This window comes from Kribbella sp. CA-253562, assembly GCF_050942265.1.
Taxonomy (GTDB): domain Bacteria; phylum Actinomycetota; class Actinomycetes; order Propionibacteriales; family Kribbellaceae; genus Kribbella.
Genome location: NZ_CP192049.1, coordinates 4821834 through 4837487, shown reverse-complemented (window position 1 = coordinate 4837487; position 15654 = coordinate 4821834). Strand labels below are relative to the sequence as shown.

At 71.1% G+C, this 15654-nt stretch carries 14 protein-coding genes and 1 pseudogene; 6 read left to right on the top strand and 9 right to left on the bottom strand.

Features of this window, described 5'->3' with window-relative positions; all coding sequences use genetic code 11:
* Positions 1-5: 5 nt before the first annotated feature.
* The gene (locus ACQPXM_RS22880) at positions 6-1490 is read right to left on the bottom strand and encodes a protein kinase domain-containing protein (RefSeq protein WP_432951069.1); all 1485 of its coding nucleotides are present in this window, start codon (positions 1488-1490) and stop codon (positions 6-8) included.
* Between the two features lie 201 nt (positions 1491-1691).
* Between ACQPXM_RS22880 and ACQPXM_RS22875 the strand changes: the two genes are divergently transcribed.
* Complete coding sequence (locus ACQPXM_RS22875) at positions 1692-2435, top strand: HNH endonuclease family protein (protein WP_432936382.1); 744 nt, start codon at positions 1692-1694, stop codon at positions 2433-2435.
* A gap of 40 nt (positions 2436-2475) precedes the next feature.
* Here the strand turns inward: ACQPXM_RS22875 and ACQPXM_RS22870 are convergent, their stop codons facing one another.
* From ACQPXM_RS22870 to ACQPXM_RS22860, 3 genes are read right to left on the bottom strand one after another with little or no spacing between them, the layout of a single operon-like run.
* Positions 2476-3477, bottom strand: a complete 1002-nt coding sequence (locus tag ACQPXM_RS22870) for a cobalamin B12-binding domain-containing protein (RefSeq protein WP_432936380.1) — start codon at positions 3475-3477, stop codon at positions 2476-2478.
* Complete coding sequence (locus ACQPXM_RS22865; protein WP_432936377.1) at positions 3465-4784, bottom strand: PP2C family protein-serine/threonine phosphatase; 1320 nt, start codon at positions 4782-4784, stop codon at positions 3465-3467. The genes ACQPXM_RS22870 and ACQPXM_RS22865 overlap by 13 nt, the downstream gene beginning before the upstream one ends.
* Positions 4784-5290: an STAS domain-containing protein gene (locus ACQPXM_RS22860; protein WP_432936375.1), complete on the bottom strand. Its 507-nt coding sequence runs from the start codon at positions 5288-5290 to the stop codon at positions 4784-4786. Before ACQPXM_RS22860 ends, ACQPXM_RS22865 begins: the two co-directional genes overlap by 1 nt.
* A 217-nt stretch (positions 5291-5507) precedes the next feature.
* Here ACQPXM_RS22860 and ACQPXM_RS22855 point away from each other — a divergent pair, with 217 nt between their 5' ends.
* From ACQPXM_RS22855 to ACQPXM_RS22845, 3 genes are all read left to right on the top strand, one after another.
* Positions 5508-6080 (top strand): GNAT family N-acetyltransferase, encoded by a 573-nt coding sequence (locus tag ACQPXM_RS22855; protein ID WP_432936372.1) that lies wholly within the window; start codon positions 5508-5510, stop codon positions 6078-6080.
* Between the two features lie 33 nt (positions 6081-6113).
* The gene (locus ACQPXM_RS22850; RefSeq protein WP_432936369.1) at positions 6114-6659 is read left to right on the top strand and encodes an N-acetyltransferase family protein; all 546 of its coding nucleotides are present in this window, start codon (positions 6114-6116) and stop codon (positions 6657-6659) included.
* 161 nt (positions 6660-6820) lie between these two features.
* Positions 6821-7588: a sensor domain-containing protein gene (locus tag ACQPXM_RS22845; RefSeq protein ID WP_432936366.1), complete on the top strand. Its 768-nt coding sequence runs from the start codon at positions 6821-6823 to the stop codon at positions 7586-7588.
* A gap of 46 nt (positions 7589-7634) precedes the next feature.
* On the opposite strand, the gene ACQPXM_RS22840 is transcribed toward ACQPXM_RS22845, so the two are convergent.
* From ACQPXM_RS22840 to ACQPXM_RS22830, 3 genes and pseudogenes are all read right to left on the bottom strand, one after another.
* On the bottom strand, positions 7635-8696 hold the full coding sequence (locus ACQPXM_RS22840; RefSeq protein ID WP_432936363.1) for a glucose 1-dehydrogenase: 1062 nt from the start codon (positions 8694-8696) through the stop codon (positions 7635-7637).
* Positions 8696-9880: pseudogene (locus tag ACQPXM_RS22835) on the bottom strand (glycoside hydrolase family 15 protein). Before ACQPXM_RS22835 ends, ACQPXM_RS22840 begins: the two are co-directional and overlap by 1 nt.
* 78 nt (positions 9881-9958) lie before the next feature.
* The gene (locus ACQPXM_RS22830) at positions 9959-10495 is read right to left on the bottom strand and encodes a trehalase-like domain-containing protein (RefSeq protein ID WP_432936360.1); all 537 of its coding nucleotides are present in this window, start codon (positions 10493-10495) and stop codon (positions 9959-9961) included.
* 119 nt (positions 10496-10614) lie between these two features.
* Between ACQPXM_RS22830 and ACQPXM_RS22825 the strand changes: the two genes are divergently transcribed.
* On the top strand, positions 10615-12072 hold the full coding sequence (locus tag ACQPXM_RS22825; protein ID WP_432936357.1) for a peptide MFS transporter: 1458 nt from the start codon (positions 10615-10617) through the stop codon (positions 12070-12072).
* Between the two features lie 107 nt (positions 12073-12179).
* Positions 12180-12572 (top strand): PRC-barrel domain-containing protein, encoded by a 393-nt coding sequence (locus ACQPXM_RS22820; protein ID WP_432936355.1) that lies wholly within the window; start codon positions 12180-12182, stop codon positions 12570-12572.
* 1 nt (position 12573) lies between these two features.
* Here ACQPXM_RS22820 and ACQPXM_RS22815 read toward each other — a convergent pair whose 3' ends face one another.
* Positions 12574-13086 (bottom strand): hypothetical protein, encoded by a 513-nt coding sequence (locus tag ACQPXM_RS22815; RefSeq protein WP_432936352.1) that lies wholly within the window; start codon positions 13084-13086, stop codon positions 12574-12576.
* Positions 13083-15542 (bottom strand): molybdopterin oxidoreductase family protein, encoded by a 2460-nt coding sequence (locus tag ACQPXM_RS22810; RefSeq protein ID WP_432936350.1) that lies wholly within the window; start codon positions 15540-15542, stop codon positions 13083-13085. Before ACQPXM_RS22810 ends, ACQPXM_RS22815 begins: the two co-directional genes overlap by 4 nt.
* Positions 15543-15654: the final 112 nt, after the last annotated feature.

Here is a 15654-nt window from a genome sequence, read left to right as displayed (position 1 = left end):
CGGAGTCAGTCCGTCGACGGGGAGCTGGTGTTGCGTGCGGGGCCGGGTGTGGGGGTGGCCGGCGGGGTGCTGGTTGGGGACGGGTCCGACGACGGGGTGGTCGAGGGGGTCGGCTCCGGCGATGGTGTGGTCCGGGTCGGTTGGCTCGGCGTCGGCGTTGGCTCCACCGAACCCGTGGGCGACGTCGTCGGTGACGGCGTCGTGCCGCTGGTCGGGGTGGTGCCGGGGGACGGGGTTTGTTGCGTGCTCGGGGTCTGGGTCGGCTGGGTCGACGCTGTCGGGCTCGCCTCGTCGCCGGGCGCGGCTTGGGTGGGACCGGTGGTGGACGACGTGGTCGTCGGGTCCGTCGTACCGGCGGTGGTGCCGGGCGTGGGTGTCGTCAGCTCCGGCTGCGGACCGAGGTCCGTGGTCGGCGGCAGCGTCGGGTCGTTGCCATAGATCGCGACGCCGGCCAGCACCGCCGCTGTCGTCGCCAGGACGGCGACCAGGCCCGCGAGCACCTTCGTCGAAGGGCGTCGCGGCGACCGGGGCGCCACCTCGAGTTGGCTGGTCCCCACGGGGGCACCAGTGCCTGCGGGAGCATCAACACCTGCGGGGACATCAGCGGCCGAAGGGACGGTCGCCGCCGCAGCGAGCCCCGCGGCAGCAGGGACACCGGCGACCGCGCGCCAGTCGTCACCGAGCGGCTGCTGGGCACGCAGAGCACCGTCCGCGATCTCCGCGGCCGTCGGCCGGTCGGCGGGCTCCTTGGCGAGCATCCGCAGCAGCACCGTCTCGAACGACCCGGCGAGCTCCGGCCGCTCCAGGCTCGGACGTACGGGCTCGGCGTCGACGTGTTGATAGAGGATCGCCGTCGGGTTCTCCGCGGTGAACGGCGGACGGCCGGTCACCAGCTGGTACAGGACGCAGCCCAGCGAGTACACGTCCGACGCCTTGCCGGCCCGGCCACCGCGCGCCCGCTCGGGGGCGAGGTAGTGCGAGCTGCCGATGATCTGACCGGTCGCCGTCAGCGTGGTCGCGCCCTGGCCCGGCAGGTGGGCGATGCCGAAGTCCGCGACCTTGACCGCCCCGCCCGGGGCGACCAGCAGGTTGCCCGGTTTCACGTCGCGATGGACGACGTCCTCCCGGTGCGCGGCCGCGAGACCCGCGGCGGCCTGTTCGACGATGTCGATCGCGCGGTCCTTGGGCAGTGGTCCGTGCTGGGTGAGCTCGTCGGCGACCGTGCCGCCCTCGACCAGTTCCATCACCAGGAAGAAGCCGTCGTCGTGGTTGCCGAAGTCGTACACGGACACGACCTGTGGATCACTGAGCCGGGCGGCGGCCTGCGCCTCACGGTGGAAGCGTTCGGCGGCCCGGGGGTCGCGATCGGACGGCAGCAGCAACTTCACCGCCACCGTACGCCCGAGCACCTCGTCGGTGGCGCGGAAGACCTCTCCCATGCCACCGCGTCCGATGGACGGACCCAACTTGTATCGCTTCGCTACCAGCACCTTGTCGCCCGTACCCACGACACCAGTCAATCAACCGGTGCCAAGGCGACCGATGGCGCCCCGCCGAAGCGCACTCGCGGGCGTCGTGCCAGAGCGCAATCGAGGCGTCGCGCGGTGTTGGTGAACGAGTGACGTAGTCGACCGGCAGGCCTCGGCGCGTACGCCGGGCGCGCGGATCGCGGGCCGGTAGTTTGCGGTCGCGTGATCCGCCTTCGCTTCGCCGTGGTCCTGCTCGTCTGTGCGACAACCGCCGGGTGCACCTTCCCGATCGCCGGCTCCAGCCCGACCCCTTCCCGTCCGGCCTCCAAGCCCCCCGCCACCAAGCCACCCGCGCCCAAGCCGACCGGACCGGCCAAGCCGGCCACCGGTACGGCGAAGGCGATCGCCGCGGAACTACGCCAGGTCCGCGTCGTCGCGGTCCGGCCCGACGTACCGGGCTACCAGCGCGACCGCTTCGGTCAGGCCTGGACCGATGACCACAACGGTCCGGGCGGTCACAACGGGTGCGACACCCGCAACGACGTACTGGCCGCGCAGCTGACCGTGGTGCAGAACCGCACCGCGAAGAGCTGCGTCGTCGTCGCCGGCCTGCTGCCGTCCGAGCCCTACACCGGCCGCCGGGTCGAGTTCCGCAAGGCCGCGGCGTCCAAGGTGCAGATCGACCACGTCTACCCGCTGTCCCGGGCCTGGGACATGGGCGCGGCCCGGTGGCCGGCGCAACGGCGCGTCGACTTCGCCAACGACCAGGCCGCCAACCTGCTCGCGGTCGACGGCCCGGCCAACGCTTCGAAAAACGACGCCGGTCCAGGCGAGTGGATGCCGCTGAACCGCGCCTACCGCTGCACCTACGTGCTGCGCTACCTCCAGGTCGCCCGCAAGTACGCGCTGCCGATCACCGCCGACGACCGCAGCGCGGCCCAGGCGATCACGCCGACCTGCAGCTAGCGGGGACCTGCCTGCCCCGCTGCCAGAGCAGGGCAGGCCGTCAGCTCCCGACGGCCGCGGGCCAGGACGTGCTGAGCAGCGTGTGGGACAGCGGATAGTCACGAAGCTCCGTCCGCAGATGACGCCCGAGCGTCACCGCGTGCTGCGGATCCGCGTCGCGAGCGCTCAGCAGTTCGGCGATCCAGAACGCCGTCTGCGGAATCGGCCGCACGTCGCCGGTGAGCAGAGCGGCCCAGACCGCATGCAATGTCTGGTTGATCGCGTCCTCGACGATCTCGACCGCGGGATCGACTTCCCAGATCGCTTGCAGGCGCCCGGCCAGCTCACGGTGCGTGAGCTCGAGCGTGGCTTGTTCGGCGGTCGCGTCCGCGGGAAGCGGCTCAGCCATCTGCACGACCGTCGGCAGCTCCCGCGCGGCCTGTACGGCGCTCGGCGCGTCAGCCGCCCACGCGGTCGCCCCCAGCGCCCGAGCCCGTACGTCGTCCGGCCCGAACGCCGCGCCACCCACCACGATCGGGATCCCGGCCGTCGTACTCGCCTCGATGAACCGTCTGGTCGTCGGCAGCGCGCCCAGCATCGAGCAGCTGACGGCCAGGGCGTCCGGGCCGAGATCCTGCAGGTACTGCGCGAGGCGCAGCGGTGGAGTCGACGCCCCGAGCAACGTGGTGTCCCACCCGTCGGCGCGCAGCGCGCAGTCGATGATCATCGCGGGCAGCGCGTGCCACTCCCGTTCGGCGCAGGCCACCAGCGCCTTGCCGCGGGTCACCGGCAGTTGCCGCACGCGCCGGGCGACGGCCTCGGTGGCCGCGACGGCGACGGCCGTCGCGGCGTGCTCCTCGGCCACCGTCCAGTCGCCGCGCTGCCAGCGCGCGCCGACGTTGCGTTGCGCGGTGGCGACGACGTCGGTCAGGACGGTGACCGGCGGTACGCCGTTCGCGAGCAGTCCCTCGACGACGTCCAAGGCGGCCGTCGGATCGACAGTGGCCAGAGCGAGTTCGAAGGCGCCGAGCGCGTCGAGTTCGGGAACGGTCAGCTCTGCCATCCGAGTGCGCCTCCACAACTGATCGCCAGCACGGCGATGTCGTCGTGGGCGCGACCGTCGAGATGCTCGACCACGTCCTGCTCGACCGCTCCGCAGATCGCGTCCGCACCCGCACCGGCGTACTCGCGCAGCAGGCGGATCAGCCGATCCGTCCCGTAGAACCCGCTTTCGCCGCGAGCCTCTTCGACCCCGTCGGTGAAGACCAGCAGTGCGTCGCCCTGCTCCAGCCGCACCGTGGTCGTCGGGTAGTCCACCCGCGGTACGACGCCGGCCACCGTGCCCTCGATCGGCAGCTGCTCGGCCCGCCCGTCGGCGCGTACCAGCACCGGCCCGGCGTGCCCCGCCACGGCGATGTCCACCTCGGCCGAGGACCCGTCGGCGGCCGGCCGCATCCGCAGACAGACCAGCGTGATGAAGCGGTTCGACGTGTCCTGCGAGAAGACGGTGTTGAACGCCGCCAGCAACGCACCCGGTTCGCGCTCGAAGTGCGCCGCCGTCCGGATGCTCTGCCGCGCGCGACCGGTCAGGACGGCGGCGTCGACGCCCTTGCCGCAGACGTCACCGAGCACGGCCAGCCACTCGTCGTCGGCGCTGAAGACGTCGTAGAAGTCGCCGCCGATGTCGAGGTGCTCGATCGCCGGCCGGTACCGCGCCGCGATGTCGACGCCGGGAACCGCCGGCAGCGCGGGCGGGACCAGGCTCTCCTTCAGCGCGGCCGCGACCCGGCTGGTCTGCTCGTAGAGCCGCGCCGAGTCGAGCGCCAGCGATGCCCGGGCCGCCAGTTGCTCGCCGACGGCGACGTCGTCCTCGGAGAATCCCCGTCCCTGACCGCGGACCATCACGAGCGCACCCAGCGTCACCCCGCGGGCGGTCAGGCCCAGCCCGAGCACGTCGACCGGCCGCAAACCCGCCGCCTGCTCACGCAGTACGGCGTTCGGAATCATGGTGGCGAGAGCGTCGGCACCCGGGTCCTCGAGTGCGACGTGCAGCAACTCGGTGTGCCCGGTGACCAGCACGCGTTCGAGTGCCTGACCGGCGATCGAGCGGCGAGAGGTCTTCGCGGTCGCTGCGGGATCGTCGCCGCCCCACAGCGTGAGCGCGCCGGTGCGTGGGTTCACCCAGACGACGACCGCCCAGTCGGCCAGCTCCGGCTTCACGCCGGTGAGCAGTTGCAGGACGCAACGGCGCAGATTGAGCGAGCCGGTCATGGCCAGACCGACCTCATCGACGATCTCCGCGCGAACGGCGGCCGAGACTCCCAGGAGCGGGTTCCGGACGTCGTCCGGGATCGTGCCGCCGGAGGTCATCAGCGGTCACGTCCCGGCGGCGAGACGTTCGGCGCCTGGTGGTGGGGGAGCGGAGGCTGGTTCTGGCCGAGCGGAGGCTGGGGCGGCCGGGTCGCGGTGGCGTCCCCGGTGAGTGGCGGCTGGGCCGCGGCCGACTCCGCCGAGAGCTGCTGCTGGGCGAGCTCGGGGGCGAGGTCGTCGAGGGACGAGTAGACGGTGAACACCTTCTCCAGTTTGGTGATCTTGAGGATCTTGCGAACCCGGGGCTGTGGGCCGACCACGATCAGCGCGCCACCGTGGGCGATCGACTCCTTGTGGGCGCCGACCAGTACGCCCAGACCGGAGGAGTCCATGAACTCGACGCCGGTCAGGTCGAGCACCAGCGGATACGGGCCGAGCAGCGCCTTGAGCGTGTTGGTGAGCTCCGGAGCGGTCTCCAGATCGAGATCGCCGCGCACCCGGACCAGCGGGCCGGGCCCGGAGGTGTCGACGTCCACGGTGAAAGCGGCATCGTCGTCGGTGAGCACCAAGGGCTCCTAACCCCGTCACCCGCGGTCGTGCCGGGAGCCGGTCTGACAACCCGCGGCGGTACGGCACCACGGGCGACGACGGCGGCTACAGGTCGGAACCACCGAATCGACCTTCAGATCTATCACCCGGCGACCGTCCGGATCAACTACCACGGGTCCGCGGCGGACGTCGTGCCGGTCGCCGACGGGGGCCGAACGGTGTCATCGTGGGGGCATGGCGATCGAGATCCGGCCGGCGGTGGTGTTCGAGGACGTCCGCGCGATCCTCGGTCCGAAGTCGCCGCAGTCGTCCGTTTGCTGGTGCCTCAGCTACCGGATCCCGTCCAAGCTGAACAACGAACTGCGCGGGCCGGCCAGAGGCGAGTACGTCGCCGAGCTGTGCCGCGCCGAGCCGCCGCCCGGCGTACTGGCCTACGACGGCGACACGCCGGTGGGGTGGGCGGCGGTCGCGCCGCGCGCGGAGACGTCGTTCGCCCGCAACCGCAAGATCCCGGTGCTCGACGACCTGCCGGTCTGGTCGCTGTGGTGCGTCCGGGTCCGCCCGGGCCACCGCAAGCAGGGCATCTCGCACGCGCTGATCTCCGGGGCGGTCGAGTTCGCCCGCGCCCACGGCGCCCCGGTGGTCGAGTCCTACCCGCTCGACAACGGCGACGCCAAGGTGGACCTGACCATGGCCTACCCCGGCCTGCGCAAGAACTTCGAACGTGCCGGTTTCAGCAAGGTCGCCGACACCACGTCGGTCCTGGCCGGTCATCCCCGCGTGCTGATGCGCCTGGACCTGCGCTGACCGGTGGGCGATGATTCCGGTCGGGAGGTCACGATGACAACGGTGCGGTTCCGATCGGCGACAGCGGACGACGCGGAGCAGATCGCCGGACTGCACGCCGACAGTTGGCGTCGCCACTATCGGGGTGCGTTCGCCGACTCGTTCCTGGACGGCGACGTGGTTGCCGACCGCCGCTCCGTGTGGTCGGCGCGACTCGCGGCGCCGGCTGCGGCAACCACCGTGGTCGCTGAGCGGGACGGCCGGTTGGTGGGCTTCGTTCACGTCGCGTTCGACGACCATCCGAGGTGGGGCAGCCTCGTCGACAACCTGCACGTCCTCACCAGCGAGCACCGCAGCGGTATCGGCCGGGAACTGCTGACCCGCGCCGCCCGGGCAGTGATCGACCAGGCGAGCAGCGACGCGATGTATCTGTGGGTGTTGCAGCAGAACACCGCGGCGCAAGGGTTCTACCGCGCTTGTGGCGCTGAGTTCGTGGAACTCGCGCCGGTGCCGCCGCCCGGGGGAGACGCCACCCGCCTGGTCGGTACGCCGAAGTGCCTGCGTGCGGTGTGGCCCGACGCCGCCCGCGTCGGCTCCTGAAAGCTGTCCAGCCGCGGCGGGACGTACCCGGTCTGCTGGTCCGGCGAGCGGGTTGATCGTGACCTGGGTGTCGCCTGATCGTTGCTGAAAGCAAGTGTCGTCACCACCGGCGACCTGCTGAGGCCGGCGCGACCTGGCCATGCCTTCCCCCAGGAGCACTCATGAATCGACAGACCTGCCTGAGCATCATCGCCGCGACGAGCCTGACGGTCGCGCTCGCGTCCTGCTCCGGGGAGCCGGAGTCCAGCGGCACCGCCTCGCCGTCGCCGTCCGTCAGCGCCACGCCGTCGCCGACACCGGCCCCGTCGACTCCGGCGCCCACACCGACCACCCCGCCGGCGGCACCGGCGCGGACCGCGGCGCAGCTCACCAAGGCGCTGCTCGGCCTCGACGACCTGCCGGCCGGGTTCTCGATCGAGCCGGACACCGGTGACGAGGGTGACGACGTGACGCTGTCGTCCAAGGACCCGAAGTGCGCGCGACTCGTCGCGCTGACGAACGCGGAGAAGGCACCGGGCGCGAAGGCGAGTGCGTACCGGTCCTTCGCGGCCGGCGAGCAAGGCCCGTTCGTCGACGAGGGACTGGACGCGATGGGCTCGGCGGCGGCGGTCCAGGCGCTGCAGCAGTCGTTCCAGCAGGCGATCCGGACCTGCCGCGGCATGTCGATCTCGATCCCCGGTGAAGGCCGCTCGCCGATCACCGTGCGCGAGGTGTCCGCGCCCAAGACCGGCACCACGCCGGTGGCGGTCCGCTTCAGCGCGGCCGAGGGACCGGCCGCGGGGCTGGAGGTCACGATGGTGACCACCGGGGTGCAGGACGTTGTGGTCTCGGTGACCGTGATGGGCGGAGCCTCCGACGACATCGACGGTACGACGAGAGCCGCCGTTGCCAAGGCGACCAAGGTCCTCGGCACCACCTCCGGCACCTGACCGAGGAGCTCTCCGCGCGTCACGCCGGCGCGGCGGCCTCCGCGCGTTACGTCGGCGGGGCGGCCAGGTCGATGACGACCTTGACGTCGTCCGGTGAGGCGTCCAGCGCCGTCGTCGCCTCGTGCAGCGGGATCCGGCGAGTGATCAGCCGCTGCAGCCAGTCGTGGTCGGCGGCCGCCAACGCGGCCGCCGCCGCTCGGTAGTGCTGGAGATTCGCGTTGACCGAGCCGACCACCGCGTCGTTCTGCAGCACGATGTCGCGGTTCAGACTGCCGGCGTCGATGGTCAGCGAACGGCCCTTCGGCGAGACCCCTGTCAGGCAGGTGACGCCGTACGAGCCGGTGGCGGCCAGGGCGTCGAACACCACCGACCCCACCCCGGTGGCCTCGATCACGACGTCCGGTTGCAGGGAGCGGGCCACCTCGGCGACGTCGGTGTGGTGGTAGACAGCGCCGAGGTCGGCGACGAGGCCGGGCTTCGGCCCGGTGGTGACCCGGTCGAGGACATGGACTTCCAGGCCGCGCTGCACCCCGAGCAGGGCGGCGAGCAGGCCGATCGGTCCCGCTCCGGTCACCAGTGCGGTGCGCGGCTCGAACCAGGCCCGCGCACCGACCTTCTCGACCTGCTCCCAGGCCTTGGCCACGACGGTCGTCGGCTCCATCAGGACGCCGACGTCACCGAGACTCGGATCCAGCTTGACGGCGTACCCGGTCTCCACCGTCCACCGCTGACTGGCGTAGCCGTGCAGTTCCTTGATCCCGCGCTCGGTGTACCGGCCGTTGCGGCACATGTCGAACTCGCCGTGCGCGCAGGCGCCGCAGGGTTCCGGATCCGGACGCCGTACGACGCCGACCACGAGATCACCGACCGCGAAGTCGCTGCCATCAGGAGCCCGTACGACCCGGCCGAGCGACTCGTGGCCGAGCACGAGCCGCTCCGAGCCCGGGGGAGACCAGCCGTAGTCGCCGTCGGCGATCTCCCGGTCGGTTCCGCACACGCCGATCGCGAGGCCGTCCACGAGCAGGTCGTCGGGACCTGGCTCGGGCTCGGGCAGCTCGGTGACCGACGCGGAGCCGGGCTTGCCTGGGACGACGGTCAGGGCTTGCATCAGCGCTCCTGCGTTCGAGGGGGAACAGCAGCCGGGTGGCTGTTGCTCAGGTGGCGGGCGGCGTTGATCAGGCCGACGTGGCTGTAGGCCTGCGGGGTGTTGCCGATCAGTCGCTTCGCGTCGGTGTCGTACTCCTCACTGAGTAGCCCGACGTCGTTGCGCAGGCTCAGCAGGCGCTCGAACAGCTCGACCGCGTCCGGGTGCCGGCCGACGCCGTGCAGGGCGTCGACCAGCCAGAACGTGCAGACCAGGAACGTCGCCTCGTGCCCGGGCAGGCCGTCGACCCCACCGTCGGCCGTCGGGTCGTAGCGCAACAGGAAGCCGTCGCGGTACAACTCACGCTCGACCGCCTCGACCGTGCCGACGACTCTCGTGTCGTTCCAGGGCAGGAACCCGGTCCGGGGCAGCAGCAGCAAGGCGGCGTCGAGGCCCTCCGAACCGTAGAACTGGGTGAACGTGCCGCGGTCGGCGTCGAAACCCTTGGCGCACACGTCTGCGTGGATCCGCTCCCGCAACGACTTCCACCGGTCTACTGGCCCGTCGAGGCCGTACCGCTCGACAGCTTGCACCGCGCGGTCGATACCGGCCCAGGCCATCACCTTGGAGTGCACGAAGTCCTGGCGTTCGCCGCGGATCTCCCACAAACCGTTGTCCGGGTCCTGCCAGTGACCTTCGAGGAAGTCCAGCAGCGCACGTTGCAGCCGCCAGGCCGGCTCGCTGGCGGTGAGACCGGACTCCCGCGACAGGTGGAGGCCGTCCAGGACCTCGCCCCACACGTCGAGCTGGAACTGGTCCGAGGCCGCGTTGCCGATCCGTACCGGCTTGGCGCCCTCGTACCCGCTCAGCCAGTCCAGCTCGTACTCCGGCAGCCGGCGCGTGCCGTCGACGCCGTACATGATCTGCAGGTCGGCCGGATCACCGGCGACAGCCCGGAGCAGCTAGTCTCGCCAGGCCTTCGCCTCGGCGACGAAACCCGTGCCGAGCAGCGCCTGCAGGGTGAACGTCGCGTCGCGCAGCCAGCAGTAGCGATAGTCCCAGTTCCGGGGCCCGCCGAGCTGCTCGGGCAACGAGGTGGTCGCCGCCGCGACGATGCCACCCGTGGGCTGGTGAGTGAGCGCCTTCAGTACGACGAGCGAACGGCGTACGGCTTCGGGCCACTGGCCGTCGTAGTCGAAGTGGCTCATCCAGTCGGACCAGAACGCCTCGGTGCCGTGCAACGCCTGCTCCGCGTCCACCGGAGTCGGCCGGGGGAGATGCGACAGCTAGTGGGTCAGGACGAAGGGCACCCGCTGACCGGCACGCACGGTGAATTCGGCGGAGGTGGTCAGGTCGTGCCCGTGCAACGCGACCGGTGTCGACAGCCACACCGCGTCAGGGCCCGCGACGGCGACCAGGTCACCGTCGGCCTTCCGCACCCACGGCACGATGTGGCCGTAGTCGAAGCGCAGCCGCAGCGTCATCCGCATCCGGACCTGGCCGGTCAAGCCCTCCACCACGCGTACGACGTCAGGCGCCTCGCCTCGGGGTGGCATCGTGTCGATCAGGCGGACGGTGCCGTCCGGCGTGTCCCACTCGGTCTCGAGTACCAGCGAGTCGCCGCGGTAGCGCCGGCGGGTGCAGGAGCCGGCTCCCTCCGGAGCGAGCTGCCAGAACCCGGCGTCCTCGCCGCCGAGCAGCGATGCGAAGCAGGCCGGCGAGTCGAAGCGGGGCAGGCAGAGCCAGTCGATCGAGCCGTTGTCGCCGACCAGCGCGGCGGTCTGCAGGTCGCCGAGCAAGGCGTAACTCTCGATGCGTTGCACGCTGGTCCTTCCGGAGGGTTTCGGGCTCGCCGTGCCCCGGTACCCGGGCGGCGCGTGGCCACTCCGCTTCTGGGTACCGAGAACACGCTCGGTGAGAACTACAGCGCTGGGAGTGCGGCATGGCCACTGAAGCGGGAACAAGGCACGGCAAGACGTTTTTCGGTCAGCCGCCGGTGCTGGCGAACCTGTTCGGCGTCGAGCTGTGGGAACGGTTCTCGTTCTACGGCATGCAGGGCATCCTGCTGATCTACCTGTACTACTCGGCGAGCGAGGGCGGCCTCGGGATCGCGGAGGGCACGGCGACCAGCATCGTCGGCGCGTACGGCGGTCTGGTCTACCTGTCCACCATCGCCGGGGCGTGGCTGGCCGACCGGTTGCTCGGCGCCGAGCGCACGCTGTTCTACAGCGCGGTCGTGGTGATGTGCGGCCACATCGGTCTCGCGCTGATCCCCGGTGTGGCCGGCGTCGCGGTGGGCCTGGTGCTGATCGGCTTCGGCAGCGGTGGCGTGAAGGCGAACGCCACCTCCCTGGTCGGCACCCTGTACGCCGAGGGCGACGAACGCCGGGACGCCGGGTTCTCGTTGTTCTACCTGGGCATCAACCTGGGGGCGCTGGCCGGGCCACTGCTGACCGGGCTGCTGCAGGAGAACGCCGGGTTCCACTACGGCTTCGGCCTCGCCGCCGTCGGGATGGCGCTCGGGCTGGTGCAGTACAGCATCGGCAGGAAACGGCTGACCGGACCGGCGCGCGAGGTGCCGAACCCGCTGCCGCCGGCGGCTCTGCGCCGGGTCCTGCTGATCGTCGCGGCCGCGCTGGCCGTCGTTCTCGTCGTCCTGCTCACCGGTCTGCTGCCGCCAGCTCGCTACGCGACCGCGGTCGTGGTGCTCAGTGCGATCGCCGCGGTCGCGTACTTCGTCGTCATCCTGCGCAGCCGGCAGGTGACGGAGGTCGAGCGGAGCCGGGTGGTCGCGTTCATCCCGCTGTTCGTCGCGAGCGCGGCGTTCTGGTCGCTGTACCAGCAGCAGTTCACGGTCGTCACGATCTACTCCGACCAGCGGCTGGACCGCACGATCCTCGGCTGGGAGATGCCGGTGTCGTTCGTCCAGTCGATCAACCCGATCATGATCATCATCTTGTCCGGCGTGTTCGCGGCGCTGTGGACCAAGCTCGGCAGCCGGCAGCCGTCGACCCCGGTGAAGTTCAGCATCGGGCTGGCGGTGATGGGCGTGGCCTTCCTGCTCTTCCTGCCGATGGCCGGCGGCGGCGCCAACAGCGCTCCGCTGCTCGGCCTGGCGGGCGTCCTCCTGGTGTTCACGATCGCCGAACTGCTGCTGTCCCCGGTCGGCCTGTCCTTGGCCACCAAGCTGGCGCCGGAACGGTTCAGGACCCAGATGGTCGCCCTGTTCTTCCTCTCCGTCGCCCTCGGCACCGCGATGTCCGGCGTGCTCGCGAAGTTCTACAGCGCCGACCACGAGTCGGCGTACTTCGGCATCATCGGCGGCGTCGCCCTGGCCCTCGGCGGCGTCCTGGCCCTCGCCACCTCTCCCATCCGCCGCCTGATGCGCGGCGTGCAGTGACCGCGGCGCTGGACTTTGAGATCTGATGTCGTTTCCGGCTGAGCGCGGGAATCCGCTGTGGCAATGAGCTAGACAGGCAGTCAGCGAGGCGACGAGAGGTGATTGCCGTGAAGCAGCGCCCGTTCCTGGCCCGCGCGTCCCTGCTGGACCTGGTCTGGCTGGGGATGCCGGTGGTGGACAGCGAGGGGAAGTTGATCGGCTCGGTGAAGCTGGTCCGAACGGGGGATCCGGCCGCCGCCGCGGTGGCCGACGGGGGGCCGTTCGCCGAGGAGAACCTGAACGAGGCCTTCGCCCGGGCGCTGACGCAGGGCGAGCCACGGGTCGGCCCGGCACAGGCGTGCCGGTTGATCCGCGAGGGCTTTCTCGAGGTGGCCGGCGCCGGGCTCATGGATCACGACCGGTACGTCGCCGCGGACCAGATCGCGGGTGTCGACGAGGACGTCGTACAACTGAGGGTCAGAGCCGATCAAGTCGTCGTGGAGCGCCAGCACTGGATCTGACTCAGCCGGTGACCATCGCCTGTGCGGACAGCTCCTTCACCATGGCGTTGGACCAGCGCAGTTGCCGCAGCGTCTGCGGGTGGCAGTCCTCGCACAGGGCGAGCAGGTCCCGATCCTTCAGCGCCTGGGCTGTCTGCGCGAGCACCTCCCAGTCCAGCGACAGACCGGCCGCCTTGCGGTGGATGTCGCGCAGGTCGCGGATCAGCAGCAGGGCCGGTTCGTGGTGGCGGCCGACCAGCTCGCTGCCCTTCTGCCGGAGCTTCGCCAGGATCGCCGGGTCGTCGTCCGGTTCGGCCTCGAGGTCGAGGTCGTACGACCGGCCGGCCGCCGCGAGCCGGCGGACGTGCTCCTGCGACCACCGGGCGAGGTCGCGGCCGAGGTAGAAGATCTCGTGGTCGGCCTGGTGACGGTCCGAGACCTGCAGCAGCTCGCCGGCGAGATCGTTCTCCGCGCGGTGCAGCTCCTCGATCGCCAGACCGGCTTTGTTGCCGAACGCGGATCCGAGCCGGCTCATCGCGCACCTCCAGTGGCGTGCAGTTCCTCGACAGCTCGGGCGTCCGGCCCACCAGTCGTCGCTGGTACGCCGGGGGAGACCGGCCGCGATCCCGTCGTGGTCGGCGCGGGCGCCGGCGTACCGTCTCCGGCCGCGACCCGCTCGACCCGCGCGGCGGCCGTCTTGAAGAGCGGTTGTTTCGAGGCCGGGTCCCAGTCGGTGACGGTGAGCTCGTTGGCGGCCCGGCCGAGCTCGTCCGGTGCATGCCCGGTCGTGTCCCAGTAGCCGTAGTGGAACGGCAGGAACAGTACGCCGGACCGGATGCCGCCGACCCGCAGCCGAGCCGTGACCGAGCCGCGCGGCGTGGTCACCTTCAGGACATCGCCTTCACTCCACCCGGCGTCCTCGGCCTCGGCGGCGGACACCTCGACCCAGACGTCCGGCGCCGCGGCTTGCAGCTGCGGCGCCCGTCCGGTCTTCGTCCGGGTGTGGAAGTGGTACAGCGTGCGGCCCGTGATCAGCTGGAACGGGTACTCGTCGCTCGGCAGCTCGTGCGGCGGCAGATACTCGGCGGCCTTGAGCACCGCCTTGCCGTCCGGGTTCATCGCGCGGTACTCGGTCGGTTCCACCGGTGCGCCGGTGACCAGGTCCCGCCCGTAGCTCTCGCAGTAACTCGGAGCGGCGGAAAACTTCCCGTCGCTGTACAGCCGCTCGGTGCCTTCGGGATTCTCGTCGTTGCAGGGCCACTGGATCCCGCTGCCGCCGCGCAGCTTGTCGTACGTGATCCCGGTGTAGTCGCACGGTCGTCCGCGGCTGCACTCCTTCCAGGCCCCGAAGGCCTCCTCCGGCCGGCTCCACTTGACCAGCGGCGCGCCGTCCTTGTCCTTCAGCTCCAGCCGCCGCGCGAGGTCGACGAAGATGTCCAGGTCCGGCCGCGCCTCGCCGGGCGGTTCGACCGCCTTCTCCGACAGGTGGACCGTCCGGTCGACGTTCGTGAACGTGCCGGTCTTCTCACCCCAGGTCGCGGCCGGCAGCACGACGTCGGCCAGCTGCGCGGTCTCGGTCAAAAAGATGTCCTGGACCACCAGGAACAGCCGGTCCTGGGACAGGATCGAGCGGATCCGGCGCAGCTCGGGCAGCGACACCGCGGGATTGGTGCCGGACACGTGCAGCCACCGGATCGACCCGTCCTCGACGTACCGCATCATCTGCATCAGGTGCGTGGGCGGCGAGTAGTGCGGGATCTGCTGCGGCTCGACGTTCCACACCCGGGCCAGGTCGGCGACGTGCTCGTCGTTGGACCAGTTCCGGAGCCCCGGCAGGTCGCCGTCCGCGCCGCACTCGCGCGTGTTCTGCGCGGTCGGCTGCCCGTTCATCTGCAGTACGCCGCAGCCCGGTTTGCCCAGCATGCCGCGGACGATGTGCACGTTGTTCACCTGTACGGCGGCCGCCGTCGCCTGGTGGGACTGGTAGAAACCCTGCAGCACCGTCGACAGCAGCCGCTCCGCCGTCCCGAGCAGGCGCGCCGCTTCCCGCAGGTCGTCGGCCGGGACGCCGCACACCTCGGCTGCTCGCTCCACGGTGTACGACTCGGTCATCGTGCGCAATTCGTCGTATCCGACGGCACAGCGGGAAACGTAGTCCTCGTCGACCCAGCCCTTCGCGATGATCTCGTGCAGCAGCGCGTTCATCAGCATCACGTTGGTCCCCGGCCGCGGCGCGAGGTGCAGGGTCGCGGCCCGGGCGACCGGCGTCTCGCGGGGATCCACGCACAGCACCCGCGGCGGGTTCGGCCCGGCCAGGCGGTCGAGGACGCGGGTCCACAGCACCGTCTGGGTCTCGGCCATGTTGTGGCCGAACAGCGCGATGGTGTCCGCGTGGTCGATGTCGGTGTACGAACCCGGTTGCCCGTCGCTGGCGAAGGACTGCTTGAGCGCCTCCGCCGCGGTCGCCGTGCACAGGCGGGTGTTGCCGTCCACGTGGTTGGTCCCGATCCCACCGTGCGCGAGCAGCGCGAGCGTGTAGTACTCCTCGAGGAACAGCTGCCCGGTGGTGTAGAAGCCGATCGAGCTCGGCCCGCGCTGCTCGAGCAGCTCCTTCGCCCGGCCCGCGACGATGCCCATCGCGGTGTCCCAGTCGGTCTCGACCAGCTCGCCGTCGCGGCGTACCAGCGGACGGGTGAGGCGGTCGGGACTGTGGTTGGCCTGCCAGCCGAACAGGTCCTTCGGGCCGAGCCGGCCGCGGTTCACCCGGTCCACCGCACGGCCGCGGACGCCGGCGATCCGGCCGTTTTTCACCGCGATGTCCAGCGCGTCGCCGTTGGAGTGCAGGATCGACGCCGACTGCGCCCAGTGATCGACGTCGGCTTCGGTGACGCCCTCGTCCAGATACAGGTCCACCCGGGTGGGCCAGTCCTGTCCGGCGGCGTACGGTGTGCGGGTTCCCCAGGGTTCGGCTATGCGGTCGATCTTGGCCATGGTTGCCGGGTACCCTCCTTCCGTACCGGCATGCCCGCCCCCGCAGCCGTCCGCGCACGAGCGTGTGCGCCGGTTGCTCGATGCCAACGGCAAGCATGCGGGGGACGAGGGG

Excerpts from the sequence above, each read along its gene's own strand:
- ACQPXM_RS22870 (WP_432936380.1), bottom strand. The coding sequence starts at position 3,477 with ATGGCAGAGCTGACCGTTCCCGAACTCGACGCGCTCGGCGCCTTCGAA.
- ACQPXM_RS22865 (WP_432936377.1), bottom strand. The coding sequence starts at position 4,784 with ATGACCTCCGGCGGCACGATCCCGGACGACGTCCGGAACCCGCTCCTG.
- ACQPXM_RS22855 (WP_432936372.1), top strand. The coding sequence starts at position 5,508 with ATGGCGATCGAGATCCGGCCGGCGGTGGTGTTCGAGGACGTCCGCGCG.
- ACQPXM_RS22850 (WP_432936369.1), top strand. The coding sequence starts at position 6,114 with ATGACAACGGTGCGGTTCCGATCGGCGACAGCGGACGACGCGGAGCAG.
- ACQPXM_RS22845 (WP_432936366.1), top strand. The coding sequence starts at position 6,821 with ATGAATCGACAGACCTGCCTGAGCATCATCGCCGCGACGAGCCTGACG.
- ACQPXM_RS22840 (WP_432936363.1), bottom strand. The coding sequence starts at position 8,696 with ATGCAAGCCCTGACCGTCGTCCCAGGCAAGCCCGGCTCCGCGTCGGTC.
- ACQPXM_RS22825 (WP_432936357.1), top strand. The coding sequence starts at position 10,615 with ATGGCCACTGAAGCGGGAACAAGGCACGGCAAGACGTTTTTCGGTCAG.
- ACQPXM_RS22815 (WP_432936352.1), bottom strand. The coding sequence starts at position 13,086 with ATGAGCCGGCTCGGATCCGCGTTCGGCAACAAAGCCGGTCTGGCGATC.
- ACQPXM_RS22810 (WP_432936350.1), bottom strand. The coding sequence starts at position 15,542 with ATGGCCAAGATCGACCGCATAGCCGAACCCTGGGGAACCCGCACACCG.